Origin of the sequence: Streptomyces lydicus (assembly GCF_004125265.1) — a bacterium.
Taxonomy (GTDB): Bacteria; Actinomycetota; Actinomycetes; order Streptomycetales; family Streptomycetaceae; genus Streptomyces; species Streptomyces lydicus_C.
The window spans coordinates 4,393,558-4,411,852 of sequence record NZ_RDTE01000003.1; the positions used below are offsets into that span (position 1 = coordinate 4,393,558).

Below are 18,295 nucleotides of genomic sequence, written 5' to 3' on the forward strand. Positions count from 1 at the left end.
GCACCGGAAAGCGGAGTCGTACACCACCCGTCCGCCCCTGGGAACGCCCCGCGTCCGGCAGCCATCCTCCCGGCCAGGTCACGCCTTCGTGCGGGAAGGTCACGCCTTTCTGCCTCTGGACCGCTTTCGATCCGCACATACGATGGAAGGCGGTTCAGTCTTAAAAGGAGGCATTGTGACCGACGAGCTCACGCCGGAGACCCCGGACGAGGACGAGCAGCCGATCAAGCAGCGCAAGAACGGCCTTTACCCGGGCGTCTCGGATGAGCTCGCGGAGAACATGAAGAGCGGCTGGGCCGACACCGAGCTGCACGATCTGCAGCCGGTCGAGCAGGCCCCGAACGCCGCCCGCCGCCGCGCCGCGCTGTCCGCGCGCTTCCCCGGTGAGCGCCTGGTGATCCCGGCGGGCAACCTGAAGACCCGCTCCAACGACACCGAGTACGCCTTCCGCGCCTCGACGGAGTACGTCTACCTCACCGGCGACCAGACCGACGACAGCGTCCTGGTCCTGGAGCCCACCAAGGACGGCCACGAGGCGACGATCCACCGGCTGCCCCGCTCCAACCGCGAGAACGGCGAGTTCTGGCTCGACGGCATGGGCGAGCTCTGGGTCGGCCGGCGCCACAGCCTCGGCGAGGCCGAGGCGCTGCTCGGCGTCCCGTGCAAGGACGTCCGCGAGCTGGCCGGTGCGCTCAAGGAGGCCACCGGGCCGGTCCGGGTGGTGCGCGGCCACGACGCCGGCATCGAGGCCGCGCTGACCGACAAGGTCACCGCCGAGCGCGACGAAGAGCTGCGCGTCTTCCTCTCCGAGGCCCGGGCGGTCAAGGACGACTTCGAGATCGGTGAGCTGCAGAAGGCCGTCGACTCGACGGTGCGCGGCTTCGAGGACGTCGTCAAGGTCCTGGACAAGGCCGAGGCGACCAGCGAGCGCTACATCGAGGGCACGTTCTTCCTGCGCGCCCGCGTCGAGGGCAATGACGTCGGCTACGGCTCGATCTGCGCCGCGGGGCCGCACGCCACCACCCTGCACTGGGTCCGCAACAACGGCGAGGTGCGCTCCGGCGACCTGCTCCTGCTGGACGCCGGTGTGGAGACCCACACCCTCTACACCGCGGACGTCACCCGCACCCTGCCGGTCAACGGCCGGTACACCGACCTCCAGCGCGCGGTCTACGACGCGGTGTACGAGGCGCAGGAGGCGGGCATCGCGGCGGTCAAGCCGGGCGCGGCCTACCGCGACTTCCATGACGCGGCGCAGCGGGTGCTCACCGAGAAGCTGGTCGAGTGGGGCCTGGTCGAGGGCCCGGTCGAGCGGGTGCTGGAGCTGGGGCTGCAGCGCCGCTGGACCCTGCACGGCACCGGCCACATGCTCGGCCTGGACGTCCACGACTGCGCCGCGGCCCGTACCGAGCACTACGTCAACGGGACGCTGGAGCCGGGCATGGTGCTGACCGTGGAGCCCGGTCTGTACTTCCAGGCGGACGATCTGACGGTGCCCGAGGAGTACCGCGGGATCGGCGTCCGGATCGAGGACGACATCCTCGTGACCGACGACGGCAACCGGAACCTGTCGGCCGCGCTGCCGCGGCGGTCGGACGAGGTCGAGGCCTGGATGGCGGGGCTGCTCGGCAAGTAGCCGCGTCGTAGGGGGCGGGGCCGTCCCCGCGCCCTGCCGGCGTCCGTTGCGCCGTTCGTTCCGCGTCTCCCGGTGGCCTCAGCCGCCGGGAGACGCGTCGTGTGCGGGGTCGTCGTCCTGGCGCCCGTACGCACCGGCCCGGGCCGCCGCCCAGACCGCGGTGGCGGCGGATGCGGCGAGATCCTGGTCGACGGGGCGACGGGCGATCAGAATCCGGTAGTAGAAGGGGGCGCCGAGCGCCGACATCACCTTCTCCGGATCGGTGTCCGCGGGCAGTTCGCCGCGCTCGACGGCCCGCTCCACCATCCGGCCGGCCAGCACCAGCCGTTCGCCGAAGAAGGTCCGCAGCACCGCCGCCGCCTCGGGGTCGCGCGCCGCGGCGGAGACCACCGCCTCGATCAGCCGGCGCATCCGCGCCTCCCCGTAGAAGGCGGCTATCGAACCGGCCAGCGCCTGCAGGTCCCCGGGCAGGGTGCCGGAGTCCGGCAGCGGCACATCCGAACTCAGATCGGTCAGCAGGTCGCACACCAGACCCTCGGTGGAGCGCCAGCGACGGTAGAGCGTCGCCACATGAATTCCGGACCGCTGCGCGACCCTCTCCATGGTCAGCGCGGCGAAGCCGCCGTCGCCCAACTCCTGGAACACGGCGGTCAATACGGCTTGGCGGGTGCGGGCGGTACGACCACCGGGCCTGGTCTCGCCCGGGGCATGGTGCGCTGTCGTCACGACGGCTCCGTATTGCAGTGCGGGTTCACGCCAAGTATTGTCCGGGAAAGGTTAACGCGAGCAACTTCGCGTTAACTATGGTGCGCGCTGGTCTCGCAGGGACAGGGGACGCCGCGGGGGAGGTTCTCTCACCGCGAGACCGCGCTGCCGACTCCCTGCAAAGGGCTATTTCCAGCCAGTTTTCCGACTGCTGATGTTAGCCCGGTTTGACACCTCATACGCGGACATCCCGCGTGCTGCTGCCGCCCTGAGCCCCCCCCCGGAGGCACCGAGCCCGAGGTACCGCCGGGCCCGAGCCCTCCGGCGCACTTCCCCGCCGAGCGGCCCTCCGCCCCCCGGATGCCCTACGAGGTCATCAGCAGCGCCGCGCCCTCGCGCCATGTGAGGATCGAATGGCGGGCAGTGGGGGCTGACCTGTGACTTTGCCGCAAAGCCCCGCGGACCAGGGAAAACTACGTTCGGTAGTTCTCATTGGTCCGCAGGGTTTTCCGATGTGTTGTGCCCTGGGGTTGCCCGCTGAGGGGACAGGACACGCAGGCCCAACCGCAGGCGCACAGCGTGAGCAACAGCCAGTCGCAGAACACCAGGCGCTGCTTGAGCCCGGCACCGGGTGCCCGCCTCCGACACAGGCGTGGGGTAGTCGACATCCAAGGGCCGCAGTTACCGGGAACGCACCGACCACCGCGACGACTGTCCAGGAAATTCCCCACTCAGAGTCAAGCACTCCTATCGCCCCCAAGTCGTAGGGACTTGCGGCAACCCCATTACCGCGTCCGCTTGAGAACGGGCCTACTGACTAGTCCATCCCATGAGGTGATCTATGGGGCGTTCGGATTCCACCAAGAGCCCGTGAAATCTATGACTAATGAAGCAAACGTGCGGTTTCCCTATGGCTACGCTCCTTGGGCAGGCTGATCACACATGGCTTCACCCAGGGGGACTGCGATGACACACGCGCATTTTTCGATACACCCCGAGCCGGTTACAGCGCTGGCCAAGGACTTCACGTCCTCCTCCGCCCATCTGGACGGTCGCATCAGCGCTTTCGCCTCGCGGGCAGAGAACGTGGACGACTCCTTCGGTGCGATGTCCGAGTCGACCGAGGTCCTCTCCCAGTACGTGGAGATGACCCGTCACACGGTTACTTCCCTGCGGCAGCTGAGCGCCGGACTGAAGAACTACGCTGCCGGCCTGCACCACACGGTTGCCTCCTACCACGAATCCGACTCCGCACAGGCACAGCGGTTCGGGAGGAAGTGACGTGACCGACCAGCACCAGGAGCATCAGCCGAAGATCGAGAAAAGCTTCAACCTCTTCAACCCCGGCGGAGACCCGTCCGTCCTGCGAGCCTGCGCCGAGGCGTGGCGACACATGGCCCACGACCTCAAGATCACGATCGAGACGCAGGACCACGAGGTCGCCCGACTCGGCGACAACTGGACAGGCGCCGCCGCCGACGCATTCCACGCCCACTGGAAGCACACCAAGGGCCAGGTGGAGAAAGCGTTGCCACAGTTCGAAACCGTGGCCCATCAGCTGGACACCACCGCCGATGCTATCCAGAAGGTCAACGAAGAGGTCCACCATGTGGTCGAGGAGGTCCTCGCGACAGTGGCGATCGGCATCGGCTTGTCGGTGTTGACCGCGGGGTTCTCCGACGCCATCGCGGCGGGAGCGGCAGAGGCGGAGATCACCGAGGCGGCGGGCGAGGTCACCCGGCTCGGACAGCTTCTGATCAAGGTCGCGAAGGTGCTGGAGACGGTCAAGACGGCGATGGAGGACAGCAAGCTGGTCAAGTTCTCCGTCGAGTTCGGCAAGAACCTGGATGCCAACTTCATTGGCAATGCGGGCGGACAGATGCTCACCGGGCAGAAGGTCACGTGGGGACAGGACTTCCAGGACGCAGCCGTCGCCGCAGTAGCAGGAACGGGCATCACTGAGGCCGGGGACAGGGCCGGGGAGAAGATCGGCAGCTGGGCGATGAGCACTGGGGAACACGCTGCTGGAAAAGCGTGGGCACCGGGAAAGACCATCGCCGCAGCACTCAACCAGCAAAACCTGGCCGGCAGGATCGCCATGGGTGGGCTGGGCAGTGCGGGCGGGCAGGAAGCAGCCGACGGAGTGAATATTGCCGAACACAACGGCACCAAGCATGCCTCGGACCTCTTGCCCGACTTGGGGACCAGTCTGCTGACCGGGGGTGCCGCAGGCGGTGCCAACCACGTCGGAGAGAGCATTTACGAGCCCGGCAATGGCAAGCATCGTGCTGATGGCCCGGACCCCATGTTCCACCCGGGACAGCAGATCGGCATCGACGGCATCATCTACGGCGCGGGCAACGCCATCGAGACCGACCTGGAGAACTGACCGGCAGTGTTCGAGGTTCGTAGGAGCATCAGGCGCTACAGGGACGACCCGGCCTGGACGTACCGGAAGAAAGCCCGAGACTATCTCGCCACATTCGATCGCGGCGGTTACCCCTTCAGCTTGGGCCCCCAAGGCAACGGTGTCCGCGACCTGCTTCAGGGCAACCTTCGCGGCCAAGAGGTGTGCCTGTTCCACCTCAATGCCTGGAGGCGCACCGGCGGCAGCAACCGGGCAACTGTCGCGCACAAGTTCTCCGTGGCCGTACTTCCTCTGCCCCGCGTGCTGCCGGCGACCGCTTTCACCAGTCGTCGACTGTCATGGTGTGCACAGGAATGGAATCTTCCCGCACTTCCTCGCAATGCAGGCCGATCCACCGACCTGCCGAACCTCGGCTCCCATCTGGTCGACTGCTGCTCGGTCGACCCCGCCTTCGCGGCCCTCATCAGCACGCACGCCATGGAACGGCTCATGCACAAAGCCTGCATGGGATGGCGCATAGAGGAAAACCGCATGATCGCGTGGACACAGGGCCGCAAGACCTACGAAAAACTCCTCTCCCTCGCCGAGACCTTGGCGACCATCATCGGTGACTTCCCCGAACAGGCATGGCACTGGCCAGAGACGAGAGGCACTCACTGATCACTTCAGAATGAGTTCGGTGTGGGGCTGGGAGTTGGAGCGGGTCCGGGGCGGGGCCTGTCGCATGGTTGACGATCTTTTTTCTGAGGACCTGCAAGCGCGGCGTGCCCTCGGTGGCGGTTGTGGGTGTGTAGCCACTGTGTGAACGTCGCATCATTCCTGCTCCGCTCGCGCGCTGTGGCTGCCGCGAGGGTCAGAGGCCGTCGCATTCCCAGGCCCGGCCGGTCTGTCGATAGTCCTCCACCGGGATCGGATCGACTCCTGGCCGCGTGCGGTCGGTTTGAGGAGGACGATGGCGGGAGTTCGTCCTCCTCGACGCTGGCGAAAGCATCAAGGCGCTGTCCGAATACCTCGGCCACTCGGACGCCGGCTTCACGCTGCGCACGTACACGCACCTGATGCCGAGCAGCGAGTCCCGTACGCGACGGGCGATGGATGCGGCGTTCGTCCAAGCGCGTACGGGCGACACCTACGCAGCGACCGCGCACACCGAGGGCACACCGGTCAGGGCGGAATCCTCCGCCATGTGCCCTGCCTGTGCCCTGGTCGCCTTACATCCAGCAGGTGAAGGGCGACTCAAACCGCCGCACACCAACCCAGCCACAGCGGGTTTCAGCAGGTCAGAGGACGATTCCCAGGCCCGAACGGCTACGACGCCATCGGCAGCGCCGCGCCCTCGCGCCATTTGAGGATCTTGTCGAAGCTGACGACCGCGCCGGGGCGGCCCGTGCGGTTGCGGTAGCGGACGTGGTCGGTGAGGGCCTCGATCAGAAAGAGCCCCCGGCCGTCCTCGGCAAAGGCGGGAGCCTGTGCGGGGGTGGGCACGGGGGCCGGCGTCGGGGCTCGGTCCGCGGCGGTATGGGGTGGGGCGGGGGGTGCGGGGCAGTGGCGGAACCCGGGGCCCGAGTCGGTCACTTCGATGCGGCAGGTGTCGCCGTCGATGAAGGCCGTGACGCGGTAGTCCTCGGTGGCGGCGTCACCGCCGTGCTCGACGGCGTTCGCGCAGGCCTCGGAGAGGGCCACCGCAAGGTCGTAACAGATGTCCGGGTCGACGCCCGCCGTCTCCATCGTGCCCAGCAGCAGACGACGGGCCAGCGGCACGCTCGCAGCCTCACGCCGCAAATGGAGTGACCACCAGATGCTCATCGCTCCAGCCTCCTGGCCGCGGCTCGACATATCGATACCTATTGCCGCGCCGCATGGTCCGTAAGCATGTCCGGGGCGTGATACCGCTCATTCGGCGGATGCGAAGAGCGAGCGCATCGGTGTAGGCACAGCGCCTGCTATGCGCTGCCGCGCGCCCCGCCGGGCTCCCTGGACACCGGGCCGGGCGCCTCCTCGGCGCGCCCTGCCGTAGGCGACAGGTCGGACCAATGGGATGATGGCGCGGCCATGACTCCACCGCCCGCCTCCACAGCGCGCGCAGCCGCCGATCTTCGGCTGTTGAGGGCCGCGGTCTTCACCGCGGTCTGCGTCGTGTTGTCCGCGGGCGGGCACATCGCCGCCTCGTGCGCCACCGTCCCGTGGTGGACGCTGGGTGTGGCGGCGGCCGTGGTGTTCGCGATCGCGGCACCCCTGGCCGGGCGGGAGCGCTCGCTGCCGGGGATCGCCGCCGGTCTTGCCGTGGGGCAGCTCGCCTTGCATGCGCTGTTCGCCTGGGGCCAGCGTCCGATGCCCGCCATGGCGCGGGGCGGAGCAGGCGGCTCCGGTGACGGCGGGCTGTCCGACCGGGCGGCCGAGGCCCTGGCCCGGCATGTGACCTGCGGGCTCGGCAGCGGCCGGGTGGACGGCGCGCAGGCGCGCCGGATTCTCGGTTCGGGTGGCTTCGACACCGCCTCCGCCGCCGGGATGACGCCTCCGGCAGGCGCCGGCCCTGTGGGTGGCACGGGCGGGGGCGCGACCGCCGCCGACCCCGCGCTCACGCATGGTCTGCTGCCGTCGCTGCCCATGCTGCTGGGGCACCTGCTGGCCGCGCTCGCGGTCGGCTGGCTGCTGCGGCGGGGCGAGGCGGCCCTGTGGCGGCTGGTCCGGCTGTCGGCTCCGGCAGCGTACGAGATCACGGTTCAGGCACTCGTCGGTGTGGTGCGCGGGGCACTCGCCCTTGCTCGCGCCCTGCTCACGGGCCTGGAAGCGGCGCACGCCGAAGCGCTGCGCGCCCCCGTTTCGTACGGGGATGACAAACCCGGCCCGAAGAACGTCGCACTCCACCACAGTGTCATCAGGCGAGGGCCCCCCGCCCCGGCTCCCCTCGCCCTCGCGGCCTGACGACGCGAAGCACGCCCCCACGTGGGAGCCCCACCCATGCCCTTGAGGCATGGGGGAGGGTACGGGCTTGTGCGCCGTTGTCCGCGCGCACCACCTGCACCGTCACCCGTACCTCTCCTTCCTGTGGAGCGTTTTCCGATGTCGAAGAACTCGAAGATGGCGAAGATGTCGCAGCAGCAGCCGGACGCGTCGTCCGCGCGCCGGCTCGCACGCCGGCTGCCGCTGGTGGGCGCCGCCGCGGCCGGCAGCGTGCTGCTCCTCGCCGGTCCGGCCTTTGCGCACGTCAGCGTGCAGCCGTCGGGCCCGGCCCCCAAGGGCGGCTATGCGACCGTCAACTTCAAGGTGCCCAATGAGAAGGACGACGCCTCGACGGTGAAGCTCGAGGTGACGCTGCCCACCGACCACCCGCTGGCGTCCGTGATGCCGCAGCCGGTGCCCGGCTGGAAGATCTCCGTCACCAAGGCCAAGCTCCCCAAGCCGATCGAGATGGAGGGCGAGAAGATCACCGAAGCGCCCTCGAAGATCACCTGGACCGCCGACGGCAAGGGCGTGGAGCCCGGTCAGTTCCAGCAGTTCCCGCTCTCCGTCGGCCAGCTGCCCAAGGACACCGACCAGGTCGTCTTCAAGGCGCTCCAGACGTACGACAACAAGGAGGTCGTGCGCTGGATCGAGCCGACGAAGGAGGGCGCCCCGGAGCCGGAGAACCCGGCGCCGGTCCTCAAGCTCGGCGCGCCCGAGGAGGACGGCCACGGCGCCGCCGGCGCGGACGACAAGAGCGGTACCACCACCGGCATGAAGGCCACGGCCGCCGCCTCGGACGCGTCCGGCAGTGACACCACGGCCCGCGTCCTGGGCGCCATCGGCATCGTCGTCGGCGTCATCGGAGTCGGCTTCGGGGTGTTCGCCGGCCGGCGCCGCAGCGCCTGACCACCGGCGGGGGCCGGCGCCGGACCGCGCCGGCCCGCCAACCATTCCCGGACAAACGGGATTTCCAGATACAGGATTTATCTGCAATGCACAGAAGGACCCTGCTCGCGTCCGCCCTGGCGGCGGCCGCGGCTTTCAGCCTGACCGCCTGCAACGGCGACGACAACAAGCCCGCCGCCGAGGTCTCCGGGGGCACCGCGGCCAAGCCGATCGTCACGCTCGACAGCCCCCTGGCGAAGCCGGACCTCGTCCTGACCGACACCAGCGGCAAGAAGTACGACCTGGTGGAGAAGACCAAGGGCCACCCGACGCTGATCTACTTCGGTTACACCAACTGCCCGGACGTCTGTCCGCTGACGATGGCCAACATCGCGGTCGCGGTGAAGCAGCTGCCGGCGGCCGAACGGAAGGATCTGCGGGTCGTCTTCATCACCTCCGACCCGGAGCGTGACACCCCGGCCGCGCTCAAGAAGTGGCTCGGCGGTATCGACAAGGACTTCACCGGTCTGACCGGCAGCTTCGCCACCATCCAGGGGGGTGCGCGCGACGTCAACATCGGGATCGAGAAGCCGGTCAAGAAGAAGAACGGCGATGTGGTGTCCACCCATGGTGCGCAGGTGCTGCTGACCTCCCCCAAGGACGACAAGATCCACTGGATGGGCATGCAGGAGGCGACCTCCGACAACTACACCAAGGCACTTCCGAAGATCGTCAAGGGGCAGAACCCGTGAACCGCCGCAGCACCCTCGCCGCCGCCCTCACCGTCACCACCGCTCTCGTCCTGGCGGGCTGCGGCGGCGCGGACGGCGCACCGCAGCTCAAGGTCGACGGCCCGTACATGCCCCAGCCGGTCGACCAGAACATGGCCGGCGCGTACTTCACGGTCAAGAACAGCGGTGACACCGCGGACAAGCTCACCTCGGTCACCAGCGACCTGTCCAAGGACATCACGCTCCACAAGACGGCCGGCACCAAGATGGAGCAGGTCAACTCGCTGGCGATACCGGCGGGCGGCGAGCTGCGGCTCAGCCGCGGCGGCAACCACCTGATGTTCATGGGGCTGAAGAAGAAGCCGGCCGAGGGCGACAAGGTGGCCATCGAGCTGCACTTCGCCACCGCCGGTCCGATCAAGGTGACGGTCCCGGTCAAGGCCCTCACCTACGCACCGAAGAAGTAGCCGGGGACGGAAGCGGCAAACAGGGACCAGGGACCAGAGACCGAAGAACCGCACAGGCCGTACGGACCAGCGACGGATCACCGCACGGGCCGTACAGAAAAAACGGGAGTAAGGGGAGCGATCACTATGGTCACCACCGGGCTCGGGCCGCGACGGTCGGCCGTGCTGCGCCTGCTGGTCGTCGCGGTGGCACTGGCCGGCGCGCTGATCGGCGGGTTCGGCGGCGCCGCCCCGGCCTCGGCGCATGCCGCGCTGACCGGGAGCACCCCCGTCCAGGGTTCGGTGGTGGACCACGCCCCCGAGCAGGTGACGCTCACCTTCTCCGAAGGTGTCGCGATGGGCGACAGCTCGATCCGGGTGCTGGATCCGCGGGGCAAACGGGTGGACCGCGGCAAGCTGCTCAACCTGAGCAGCGGCAACGTCGTCAAATACGGTGCGGGGCTGCCGCCGGGGCTCGGCAACGGCACCTACACCGTCACCTGGCAGGCGGTCTCCGCCGACAGCCATCCCGTCTCCGGCGCCTTCACCTTCTCGGTGGGCGCGCCCTCCAAGGCTTCGGCCCCGGTGCCGCAGCAGAAAGCCGGCGGCGGGCTTGTCGGCGCGCTCTACGGCGTCGCCCGTTACCTCGCCTACGCCGGGTTCATCCTGCTCATCGGCGGCGCGGCCTTCGTGGTGGCCTGCCGGCCGGCCGCCGCCCTCGTACGGTCCGTGCAGCGGCTGGTCGTCCAGGGGTGGGCGCTGCTGGCCGGCACCACCGTGGTGATGCTGCTGCTGCGCACCCCGTACACCGGGTCCGGCGACCTCGCCGATGTCTTCGACCTCGCCGGCCTCCAGCAGGTCCTGGTCACCAAGCCGGGCGCGGCGCTGGTGTCCCGGCTGCTGCTGCTCGCCGCCGCGGCGCTGTTCGTGGCGGTGCTCTTCGGGACGTTCGCGCGGCTGCACGAGCCGGTGTCGGACGAGGCGCCGGCTCCGGGGCCGACTCCGGGAGAGGGGTCGGCAGCGGGCGGGGAGCCGGTACGGGGAGAGGCGCCGGCTGCCGGGCCATCGGCGGAGGGGAGTGCGCCGGACGGGGCGGACGAGGCTGACGGCGCGGACTCCGGGGAGCAGGGCACCGACGCCGCCGGGCAGCCGGCCGTGGAGGCTGCCGAGCAGCCGGCCTTGGACGCCGCCGACCTCGCCAGGCAGCGCCGGGACCTCACCTTCGGGCTCGCCTTCGGCGGGGTGATCGTCGCCGCGGGGCTCGCCGCTACCTGGGCGCTGGCCGAACATGCCTCGACGGGTCTGCAGACCGCCGTCGCGATGCCGGTCGATGTGCTGCATCTGCTGGCGGTCGCCACCTGGCTGGGCGGGCTGGCGGCGCTGGTGGTGTCGCTGTACTGGGGGCCGCCCGTCGAGCGGAGGGCCGTACGCCGCTTCTCGCGGATCGCGTTCGGCTCCGTGCTGGTGCTGGTGGCCACCGGTGTGTATCAGTCCTGGCGGCAGGTCGGCAGCTGGCGGGCGCTGACCGACACCACCTACGGGTGGCTGCTGCTGCTCAAGGTGGGCCTGGTCGTGGTGCTCGTCGGGATCGCCGGGGTGTCGCGGCGGTGGACGGGGCGGCTGGCCGAGGTCCAGGTGGCTGAGAAGGACAAGGAGACGGAGGAGGACCGGGAGACGGAGGAGGACCGCGAGGCGGAGAAAGACCGGGAAGCGGAGAAAGACCGGGAAGCGGAGAAGGCGGCCGTCGGCGCCTTGGCCGCCACCGACGCCGCCACCTCATCGGCGAACACCCCCGACCCCGCCCGCGCCGCCCAACTCGCCCGGCAGCAGGCCGCGTTGCGTACCGCCCGTACCAAGCGGCAGCGCGACGCCGATCCGGAGCGGCTGGCGCTGCGCCGGTCGGTGCTGGCCGAGGCGTCCGTCGCCGTCGTCCTGCTGGTGGTGACCACGGTGCTGACGGCCACCGAACCGGCCCGCACCGAGGAGGCGGTCAAGGCCCGCTCGGGCGGGCAGACCACCGCGAGCAGCGGGCCCCAGGTGCTGAAGATCCCGTTCGACACCGGCGGCCCGGGCGGCAAGGGCACCGCCCGCCTCGACCTCGATCCGGGGCGCAGCGGCAGCGCCAACGCCCTGCGGCTGCGGATCTCGGACCCGTCGGGCAAGGCGGTCGACGTCCCCGAGGTGAAGGTCTCCTTCACCCAGAAGGCCAAGAAGATCGGGCCGCTGCCGATCGTCCCGAAGCACCTCGGCAAGGGCCGGTGGCGCGCGGACGGGGTCCAGCTGCCGGTCCCGGGGCAGTGGCAGCTCTCGCTGCTCGTACGGACCTCCGACATCGACCAGGTGACCGAGATCAAGAACGTGAAGATCGGCTGATGAGCAAGCAGACGTCCGGCAAGAAGGCGCCCGGCAAGGTGGCGCCCGGGAAGACGGCATCCGGGAAGAAGACCCCGGGCGCCCGGTCCGCGGGTGCGCCGTCCGCCGGGGCGGACGGCGCAGCGGGCGTGCCCGCACCGGCCGCCGCCCCGGCGCCCGAAACCCGCAGCTCCCCCTCGCCCGCCCCCTCCCCCTCGCCGGAGCTCTCCCGCCGCCGGCTGCTCGGCACCGTCGGCGCGGCGGGCGCGGCCGGGCTGGTCGTCGGCGGGGCCGGCGGCGCCCTCGGGGTCGCCGCCACGCAGTCCGGCCCGCAGGACGGCGCCGCCAAGGCCGTGACCAGCATCGGATCGACCGAGGTGCCGTTCCGGACGGCGCGCGCCGGGCACCAGTCGGGGATCACCACCCCGCTGCAGGCCACCGGGCATCTGATCGCCTTCGACCTGGCACCGGACGCGGACCGCAAGGCCGCCGCCGCACTGCTGCGCCGCTGGTCGCGGACGGCCGAGGAGCTGATGGCCGGGCGGACCCCGGATGCCGACACGGGGGTCGCGCTCGACGCGGGCCCGTCGTCGCTGACCGTCACCTTCGGCTTCGGCCACAGCTTCTTCGGCCGTACCGGCCTGACGAAGCGGCGGCCCGTACAGCTCGATCCGCTGCCCGACTTCTCGGCCGATGCGCTGGACACCGGGCGCAGCAACGGAGACCTGTGGATACAGATCGGCGCCGATGACGCGCTGGTCGCCTTCCACGCGCTGCGCGCACTGCAGAAGGACGCGGCCGGAGCTGCGCGGCTGCGCTGGCAGATGAACGGCTTCAACCGCACCCCGGGCGCCACCGCGCGCCCGATGACCGCACGCAATCTGATGGGCCAGATCGACGGCACCAACAACCCCAAACCGTCGGACAAGGACTTCGACGAGCGGATCTTCGTGGGGCGGGACGCCGACCAGGACTGGATGCACGGCGGTTCGTACGCCGTCGTCCGCCGGATCCGGATGCTGCTGGACGACTGGGAGAAGCGCTCCCGGCACGAGCAGGAGCGGGTCATCGGGCGCCGCAAGGACAACGGCGCGCCGCTGACCGGCGGCTCGGAGACCACCCCGATGCGGCTGGACGCGAACGGCCCGGACGGTCAGCCCGTCATCCCGGCGAACGCGCACGCCCGGATCGCGGCGCCGGAGTCCAACCAGGGCGCGGCGATGCTGCGCCGCCCGTTCTCCTTCCACGACGGGTTCCGGGAGGACGGCGCCCCGGACGCCGGGCTGCTCTTCGTCTGCTGGCAGGCCGACCCGCTGCGCGCCTTCACCCAGGTCCAGCGGAAGCTGGACCGCGGGGACGCGCTGTCGCGGTTCCTGCGGCACGAGGCGAGCGGGCTGTACGCGGTGCCCCCGGCGGCCGCACCGGGCGACTACGTGGGCCGGCCGCTGCTGGAGGGCTGAGGAAGCCGGCCCGGAAGGCCGAGGAGGCCCGCCCCTACCGGAGGACCGGGGAAACCGGCCGCCCTGGAGGACCGGGGAAGTCGTCCCCTCCTGGAGGACCGGGCAGGCCGGCCGCTGCCGGGAGGGCCGGGGAACGGCCCCGGCGGGCAGCCCCGCGGAACCCGTCCCTCCACAGAAGTCCCGCCCGGTTCCGCGGGGCTGGGTATCGTGGCAGGACAGGGAGTAGATCGGCGGGGTGCCCCCGCAGTCACGCGAGGGAGTCCTTATCCATGTCGGCCAGCCGCTATACCTACCTCGGCCCCGAGGGCACGTTCACGGAGGCCGCGCTGCGCACGCTTCCCGAGGCGGCGACCCGCGAGCTGGTGCCGATGGTGTCGGTGCCGGCCGCCCTGGACGCGGTGCGCGACGGTGAGGCCGCCGCGGCGCTGGTGCCGATCGAGAACTCCGTCGAGGGCGGGGTGACCACCACGCTCGACGAACTGGCCGCAGGCCGGCCGCTGATGATCTACCGCGAGGTGCTGCTGCCGATCGCCTTCGCGCTGCTCGTCCGCCCCGGTACTGCGCTCACCGATGTGAAGACGGTGACCGGGCACCCGGTCGCCCAGCCGCAGGTGCGCAAGTGGCTGGCGGCCCAACTCCCGGAGGCCGTATGGGAGTCGGCGGCCTCGAATGCCGACGGTGCACGGCTGGTGCAGGAGGGCCGCTACGACGGTGCCTTCGCGGGCGAGTTCGCCGCGGCGACCTACGGCCTGGAGCCGCTGGTCACCGACATCCATGACGCACAGAACGCGGCCACCCGCTTCGTGCTGGTGGGCCGCCCGGCCCGGCCCGCGGCGCCCACCGGCAGCGACAAGACCTCGGTCGTGCTGTGGCTGGCCGAGGACCACCCCGGTGCGCTGCTCGAACTGCTGCAGGAATACGCCGTGCGCGGGGTGAGCATGATGCGGATCGAGTCCCGGCCGACCGGGGAGGGCATCGGCCGCTACTGCTTCTCCGTGGACTGCGAGGGGCACCTCACCGACCGCCGGGTCAGCGAGGTGCTGATGGGCCTCAAGCGGGTCTGCCGCGAGGTGCGGTTCCTCGGCTCCTATCCGCGGGCGGACGAGGCGCCGCCGAGCGTGCGGCGGCAGATGACGGACGCGGCCTTCACCGAGGCATCGGACTGGCTGACGCGCTGCATGGACGGGCGGGGCTGAGCCGGTGACGGGTGCTCCGCGGCCCGGCCTGCGGGTCCTGCGGAGCAGCACGACCTGCAGCTTTGGAGGGGCTGTGGGTTATCCACAAAGTTATCCACAGGCCCGGTTCTCGACCTGTGGGTAAGTCGACATGAGAATCGGGCAGAGTCGACATATCGCCCTACTGACCACACACCACTCCACAGCACCGCACGTCGGGCGCCGTCAGCACAATTCGCGTGATCAATCCTTTAGGGCGAGGTAATCCCACACGAAAGAGTGCGTGAACGGGGTTTGGACAGGGAATCCAGAGCCGAGCATTTCGGGGGCGGAATGACCCGCTCCGACTTCCACAGATCTCACACACAGCCTGTGGATAACGATCCCGAAACCGTTGCCCCCTGTGGACAACCGAGGGATTTCAGGGGATAACCGGGGGAGGAATCCGGGGGCGCGACCCGCTCCGGCGCCCCGCCAACTCCCGTTGTCCACACTATGGATCACCCGGCGCCCGGATCACGAAAGCCCCATCGCGGACAGCGCGCAGCTCTCGCGACGGACGCCGCGAAGGCCTCCGACGGCCACACAAAGACTCCCGCCGACCGCGCCGGAGGAGCCCCTTCCCGGTCATCCGCGGCACGGAATGCGCGCGCATTTCCCACCCGCTTCCCACCCGCTTCCCACCCGTTTTCCGCCCCTCGACCCGGGGGGAATAAATTGCCCAAAACGGGCAAAATGACATGCCGGTGAATATCGCGTCGAGGGGCGGAGCGCGGCCCGGTAGCCTGGTGGGGTGATTGACCTTCGCCTGCTCCGTGAGGACCCCGACCGTGTGCGCGCGTCCCAGCGCGCCCGTGGAGAGGACGTCGCACTCGTCGACGCGCTTCTCTCCGCCGACGAGCGGCGCAGGTCGTCCAGCGTCCGCTTCGATGAGCTGCGTGCCGAGCAGAAGGCGCTCGGCAAGCTCATCCCCAAGGCCTCCGGCGACGAGAAGGCCGTGCTGCTGAAGAAGGCCGGTGAGCTGTCCGCCGCCGTCAAGGCCGCCGACGCCGCACAGGACGAGGCCAAGGAGGAGACGCAGGCGCTGCTGCAGAAGCTCGGCAACCTCGTCCACCCCGATGTGCCCGTGGGCGGCGAGGAGGACTTCACCGTCCTGGAGACGCACGGCACGATCCGTGACTTCGCGGCGGAGGGCTTCGAGCCCAAGGACCACCTGGAGATCGGCGAACTGCTCGGCGCGATCGACGTCGAGCGCGGCGCCAAGGTGTCCGGCTCCCGCTTCTACTACCTCACGGGCGTCGGCGCGCTGCTGGAACTCGCGCTGGTCAACGCCGCCATCGCGCAGGCCACCGCGGCCGGATTCACGCCGATGCTGACCCCCGCCCTGGTGCGCCCGCGCGCCATGGAGGGCACCGGCTTCCTCGGCCAGGCCGCGGAGAACGTCTACCACCTGGAGAAGGACGACTACTACCTGGTCGGCACCTCCGAGGTCCCGCTCGCCGCGTACCACATGGACGAGATCGTCGACGCGGCCAAGCTGCCGCTGCGCTACGCCGGTTTCTCGCCGTGCTTCCGCCGCGAGGCCGGCACCTACGGCAAGGACACCCGCGGCATCTTCCGGGTCCACCAGTTCGACAAGGTGGAGATGTTCTCCTACGTCGCGCCGGACGACGCCCAGGCCGAGCACCAGCGACTGCTGGACTGGGAGAAGCAGTGGCTGACCGGTCTGGAGCTGCCGTTCCAGGTCATCGACGTCGCCACCGGTGACCTCGGCGCCTCGGCCTCCCGCAAGTTCGACTGCGAGGCGTGGATCCCCACCCAGGGCAAGTACCGCGAGCTGACCTCGGCGTCGAACTGCGACGAGTTCCAGGCGCGGCGGCTCTCGGTCCGGATGCGCGAGACCGTCGACGGCAAGCAGAAGGTCTCTCCGCTGGCGACCCTCAACGGCACGCTCTGCGCCGTACCGCGCACCATCGTGGCGATCTTCGAGAACCACCAGCAGGCGGACGGCTCCGTGCGCGTCCCCGAGGTGCTCCGCCCCTACCTGGGCGGCCGGGAGATCCTGGAGCCCGTCGCCAAGTGAGCCCGTCCGCCCCGCTGCCGTACAAACTCATCGCGACGGATCTCGACGGGACGCTGCTGCGTCACGACGAGACCGTCTCCGAGCGCACCCGCCAGGTGCTCGCCGCGGCCACCGCGGCGGGCGCGGCGCATATCGTCGTCACCGGCCGTGCCGTGCCCTGGACCCGGCACATCCTCGACGCCCTGGACTACAAGGGCCTCGCGGTGTGCGGACAGGGCGGGCAGGTCTACCACGCCGGTGAGCACCGCCTGCTGACCTCGGTGACGCTGGACCGCCAGCTGGCCGGTCTCGCGCTGGCCAAGATCGAGGCGGAGGTCGGCCCGCTGTACCTGGCGGCGAGCCGGGACGGTCTGGAGGGCGAGGTGCTGGTCGGCCCCGGCTACCGCGTCCACGAGGGCCCGCTGCCGCACGTCATGCTGAACGACCCCGGCGAGCTGTGGGTGGCACCGCTCAACAAGGTCTACATCCAGCATCCCGACCTGGACGACGATGCGCTGGCGCTGGCCGCACGGCAGGTCGCCGGGGATCTGGTGGGCGTGACGGTGGCCGGCGAGGGCATAGTCGAACTGCTGCCGCTGGGCCTGACGAAGGCCACCGGACTGTCGCTGGCCGCCCGCCGGCTGGGCGTCACCGCCAAGGAGACCGTGGCCTTCGGCGACATGCCCAACGACATACCGATGTTCGCCTGGTCCGCACACGGGGTGGCCATGGCCAACGCCCATGACGAGCTGAAGGCCGTCGCGCACGAACTCACCGTCTCCAACGAGGAGGACGGGGTCGCGGTGGTGCTGGAGCGGCTTTACCTCTCCTGACGGTCCTCCGGGTCGGAGCCCTCCGGGTCGGGGTGCTCCGGCCGCGTCCCGGCTGCCGACGGGGTCAGTGGCCAGGCCGCAAAGCCCATGGTCAGCGCGATGGCATGGCCGAAGTCGGTGAAGGAGGCCCCGGTCGTCAGCGGGATGCCGAAGAAGACCAGCACCGCGACGAGATAGCCGTAGCGCCAGGGCGGCAGCAGCCGGTAGGTCAGCACACCGGCGGCCGCGGCCAGCCCGTACGAGACCCCGATGTCCACGACATGGGTCATCGAACGCGGCAGCCGGTGGCCCTCGATGGCCAGCAGGACGAGTTCCTGGCTGGCGAGGGTGGCCGCGATATGCGCACCGCCGACGGTCAGCAGCCAGCGCATGCTGCCCAGCCAGCGCTCCACGTTGGCGTGCAGCAGCTCGAACATCACCACGTAGAGCAGGAAGGACGACGGGCGTTCGATCCAGAAGCCGCTGATGAGCAGCGACGGCAGCGGATGCTCGTTCAGCTCGTGGATGTTGCTGCTGGTGCGGTGGATGAGGAACTGTCCCAGCCCCTCGGACGCGGAGGCGATGACCAGGCTGGTGATGCCGATGACCAGCAGCCAGATATGGGTGCCGGGGCTGCTGCGCACCCAGTCCCGCACCCAGGTCAGGGGATTGCCGGGCCACGGCCGGCGGCCGCCGCGCGGCGGCTCCATCAACCCT

16 protein-coding genes and 1 pseudogene are annotated in these 18,295 nt (G+C 70.2%); 14 read left to right on the forward strand and 3 right to left on the reverse strand.

The window, feature by feature from the left end; all coding sequences use genetic code 11:
* Window positions 1-175 precede the first annotated feature (175 nt).
* Complete coding sequence (locus tag D9V36_RS21660; protein ID WP_129295244.1) at window positions 176-1,636, forward strand: aminopeptidase P family protein; 1,461 nt, start codon at window positions 176-178, stop codon at window positions 1,634-1,636.
* 78 nt (window positions 1,637-1,714) lie between these two features.
* Here D9V36_RS21660 and D9V36_RS21665 read toward each other — a convergent pair whose 3' ends face one another.
* Window positions 1,715-2,362, reverse strand: a complete 648-nt coding sequence (locus D9V36_RS21665) for a TetR/AcrR family transcriptional regulator (RefSeq protein ID WP_129295245.1) — start codon at window positions 2,360-2,362, stop codon at window positions 1,715-1,717.
* A 945-nt stretch (window positions 2,363-3,307) separates the two neighbouring features.
* Here D9V36_RS21665 and D9V36_RS41040 point away from each other — a divergent pair.
* The 4 genes and pseudogenes from D9V36_RS41040 to D9V36_RS42155 form a co-directional block, all read left to right on the forward strand.
* Entirely contained in the window at window positions 3,308-3,622 is a 315-nt protein-coding gene (locus tag D9V36_RS41040) for a type VII secretion target (RefSeq protein WP_164993003.1), read from the forward strand.
* Between the two features lies 1 nt (window position 3,623).
* Entirely contained in the window at window positions 3,624-4,730 is a 1,107-nt protein-coding gene (locus tag D9V36_RS41045) for a WXG100 family type VII secretion target (RefSeq protein WP_164993004.1), read from the forward strand.
* Between the two features lie 6 nt (window positions 4,731-4,736).
* The gene (locus D9V36_RS21675; protein ID WP_129295246.1) at window positions 4,737-5,369 is read left to right on the forward strand and encodes a hypothetical protein; all 633 of its coding nucleotides are present in this window, start codon (window positions 4,737-4,739) and stop codon (window positions 5,367-5,369) included.
* Window positions 5,370-5,674: 305 nt separating this feature from the next.
* Window positions 5,675-5,825 (forward strand): annotated as a pseudogene (locus D9V36_RS42155) (site-specific integrase); the annotation flags it as partial.
* A gap of 192 nt (window positions 5,826-6,017) precedes the next feature.
* Here the strand turns inward: D9V36_RS42155 and D9V36_RS21685 are convergent.
* The gene (locus D9V36_RS21685) at window positions 6,018-6,515 is read right to left on the reverse strand and encodes an ATP-binding protein (RefSeq protein WP_088798918.1); all 498 of its coding nucleotides are present in this window, start codon (window positions 6,513-6,515) and stop codon (window positions 6,018-6,020) included.
* 246 nt (window positions 6,516-6,761) lie between these two features.
* Between D9V36_RS21685 and D9V36_RS21690 the strand changes: the two genes are divergently transcribed.
* From D9V36_RS21690 to D9V36_RS21730, 9 genes are all read left to right on the forward strand, one after another.
* Window positions 6,762-7,634: a hypothetical protein gene (locus D9V36_RS21690; RefSeq protein WP_129295247.1), complete on the forward strand. Its 873-nt coding sequence runs from the start codon at window positions 6,762-6,764 to the stop codon at window positions 7,632-7,634.
* A gap of 138 nt (window positions 7,635-7,772) precedes the next feature.
* Window positions 7,773-8,561, forward strand: a complete 789-nt coding sequence (locus tag D9V36_RS21695; protein ID WP_129295248.1) for a YcnI family copper-binding membrane protein — start codon at window positions 7,773-7,775, stop codon at window positions 8,559-8,561.
* An 86-nt stretch (window positions 8,562-8,647) separates the two neighbouring features.
* Window positions 8,648-9,292: an SCO family protein gene (locus D9V36_RS21700; RefSeq protein ID WP_129295249.1), complete on the forward strand. Its 645-nt coding sequence runs from the start codon at window positions 8,648-8,650 to the stop codon at window positions 9,290-9,292.
* A complete protein-coding gene (locus tag D9V36_RS21705) occupies window positions 9,289-9,738 on the forward strand; it encodes a copper chaperone PCu(A)C (RefSeq protein ID WP_129295250.1) in 450 nt (149 codons plus the stop codon). The genes D9V36_RS21700 and D9V36_RS21705 overlap by 4 nt, the downstream gene beginning before the upstream one ends.
* 126 nt (window positions 9,739-9,864) lie before the next feature.
* The gene (locus D9V36_RS21710; RefSeq protein WP_129295251.1) at window positions 9,865-12,090 is read left to right on the forward strand and encodes a copper resistance protein CopC; all 2,226 of its coding nucleotides are present in this window, start codon (window positions 9,865-9,867) and stop codon (window positions 12,088-12,090) included.
* Window positions 12,090-13,529: an iron uptake transporter deferrochelatase/peroxidase subunit gene (gene efeB, locus D9V36_RS21715; protein WP_206739708.1), complete on the forward strand. Its 1,440-nt coding sequence runs from the start codon at window positions 12,090-12,092 to the stop codon at window positions 13,527-13,529. The genes D9V36_RS21710 and efeB overlap by 1 nt, the downstream gene beginning before the upstream one ends.
* Window positions 13,530-13,798: 269 nt before the next feature.
* Complete coding sequence (pheA, locus tag D9V36_RS21720) at window positions 13,799-14,725, forward strand: prephenate dehydratase (protein ID WP_129295252.1); 927 nt, start codon at window positions 13,799-13,801, stop codon at window positions 14,723-14,725.
* 772 nt (window positions 14,726-15,497) lie between these two features.
* Window positions 15,498-16,787 carry a serine--tRNA ligase gene (gene serS / locus D9V36_RS21725; RefSeq protein ID WP_129295253.1) on the forward strand — a complete coding sequence of 430 codons (1,290 nt, stop codon included), beginning with the start codon at window positions 15,498-15,500 and terminating at the stop codon, window positions 16,785-16,787.
* Window positions 16,784-17,599 (forward strand): HAD family hydrolase, encoded by an 816-nt coding sequence (locus D9V36_RS21730; protein ID WP_129295254.1) that lies wholly within the window; start codon window positions 16,784-16,786, stop codon window positions 17,597-17,599. The genes serS and D9V36_RS21730 overlap by 4 nt, the downstream gene beginning before the upstream one ends.
* Here the strand turns inward: D9V36_RS21730 and D9V36_RS21735 are convergent.
* Window positions 17,587-18,288: a rhomboid-like protein gene (locus tag D9V36_RS21735; RefSeq protein WP_241720970.1), complete on the reverse strand. Its 702-nt coding sequence runs from the start codon at window positions 18,286-18,288 to the stop codon at window positions 17,587-17,589. The genes D9V36_RS21730 and D9V36_RS21735 overlap by 13 nt on opposite strands.
* Between the last annotated feature and the right edge of the window lie 7 nt (window positions 18,289-18,295).